1 protein-coding gene and 1 pseudogene are annotated in these 2,068 nt (G+C 74.8%); both read right to left on the minus strand.

Annotated features, from left to right (window positions below; all coding sequences use genetic code 11):
• The coding region (locus tag B9S61_RS00575) for a PucR family transcriptional regulator ligand-binding domain-containing protein (protein ID WP_181007172.1) at positions 1-595 on the minus strand (595 nt) is incomplete at its 3' end.
• Between the two features lie 121 nt (positions 596-716).
• A pseudogene (locus B9S61_RS00580) lies at positions 717-2,068 on the minus strand (ATP/GTP-binding protein); the annotation flags it as partial.

Here is a 2,068-nt window from a genome sequence, read left to right on the forward strand (position 1 = left end):
GCCGGGTCACGTCCGCGGTGAGCCGTGCGGCGCGCCGGCCCGCCCACTCCGGCGCCGTGGCGACGACGGCGCCCGAGGCGTCGTACAGCGCTGCCCATCCGTCGACCTGGGCGGCGAGCGCGGCCAGCAGGCCCTCGGGTCCGTCGGTCAGCATCTGCCGTGTCAGTTCCCGCTGGGCGGCGAAGCCCGCGGTCACCGCGCGGTACTGGTCGGCGGCGATGGCGGCGGAGACGGCCTTGCTGATCGCGAGGAAGGGGGTGCGGCGCGGCACCTCCAGCAGCGGCAGGCCCTCCGCGCGGGCGGCGTCGACGAGGGCGTCGGGGATGTCCTCGTAGTGGACGCCGACGGCGAAGCCGAGCCCGACCACGCCCGCTCCCGCCAGCCGCTTCACATAGCGGCGCATCGCCTCCCGGTCCTCCGCGTCGAGCTTGAGCGCGGTGATCAGCAGCAGTTCCCCGCCCTCCATGTAGGGCACGGGGTCGGCGAGTTCACTGGCGTGCGCCCAGCGGACGGGCGCGTCGAGGCGGTCCTCGCCCGCGCGCACGGTCAGCTTGAGCGCGGAGTGGTGCACGAGCGAGGCGAGCGTCGGGGGCATCGGGGCCTTGTGCCTTCGGGTCTGCGTCGGGCGGGTGAGAACGCGGTGATCCTTTGGCCGCTGCGTATGAACGGCCTGTATCGATTCTGCCTCACTGTACGGTCACCGTCTCCCGGCCCGCTCAGCCCCGCAGGTCCACCAGCAGCGGGGGCGTGTACTCACCCTTGACGTTCGTCAGCGACAGCACCGCGTGCCCCGCCGGCACCGCGTGGGCCAGCTCGGACGCGGACCACCGCTCCCGCTCGACCTGCCGTACCGTCACCGCGTCCGTCGTCACCGCCTTGCCGGTCACCAGCTTGCGCAGCGCGTGCAGGGCGCGGGTCATCGGCTGATCGGCGAAGACCGTGTGCTTGGCGACCTCCGTGGTCTCCACCCACTCGGTTCCCCAGGTCTGCGCGAACCGGTTGCCGTCCCAGGTGGTGACCCCGGAGAACGCCATCCGACAGCCCACCGCTCCGTAGAGCGGCCCGTGCAGCGCCTCGGGCACGTCGGCGACGGTGCGCAGGGCGAGCAGCACACCCGCGTTCTGCGAGCGCAGCCGCTGGATGCGCCGCACCGACTCCGCGGTGACCGTGCCGGTCGCGTCGTCCAGGACCAGGCAGGCGAAGTGCGCGCGCCCGCCCTCCCGCACGACGGCGTGGAACTGTGCGAGGACCAGCCGCGTGATCAGCCGGCCGGCCTCCTCGTGACCGTGCTCGGGCAGGTCGATCCGCACCCGCAGCGGGTGGTGGGCGACCGCGCGCAGGGAGAACGGCCGGCCGGGGCCGCCGCCTCCGAAGAAGTCCGCGAACACCGGCCGGTTGAGCAGGGCCAGCCGGTCGGCGAGGGTCCGGCCCGGGTCACCCGGCGTACCCGTCTGCCGGGCGCGCGCGCCGAGTTCACGGCGCATGACGTCGTCCCCGCTCGCGGCGAGCGCCTCCCGCAGCGGTGTCAGCGCAGCTTCCTCGCCCTCCAGCAGCTCACGCAGCTCCGGCAGGGCGGGAAAGCGGCCGTGCACCGCCCGGAACGGGCCGAGCAGCTGGGCCAGCGTGGTGGCGGCGCCCTGCGTGCCGACCGTGTCGAGGTCGCCCGCCAGCGCCTCGGCGAGCATGGCGGCGGCCTCGTCCGGGTCGTCGGACTCGGCGTACGGGTCGAGGTCGTGCACCGAGGACGGATCACCGATCCGCACGATCACGTCGAAGGCGTCGTCCGCGCCGAGCGGGCTGCCGGGGGCGGAGACGGCGACCACGGCGCAGCGTCCGGTGAGCGCCTGCAGCGCGAGTGCCTCGGTCACCGGTTCGACGAGGGTGCGGGTCTTGCCGGATCCGGAGGGCCCGACGGCGAGCAGCGACGTGCCGAGCACGTCCGGGCCGAGGGCCGCCCCGGCGTCGTGGTACGGCTGCGGAACACCCTCGGCCGCCACCCAGCCGCCGATCCGCACCTGCCCGGCGAGCAGGTCGTGACGGGCGGTCCGGCGCGGCAGGTCCCGGGCAC

This window comes from Streptomyces sp. SM1 (assembly GCF_002910825.1).
GTDB classification, from domain to species: domain Bacteria; phylum Actinomycetota; class Actinomycetes; order Streptomycetales; family Streptomycetaceae; genus Streptomyces; species Streptomyces okerensis.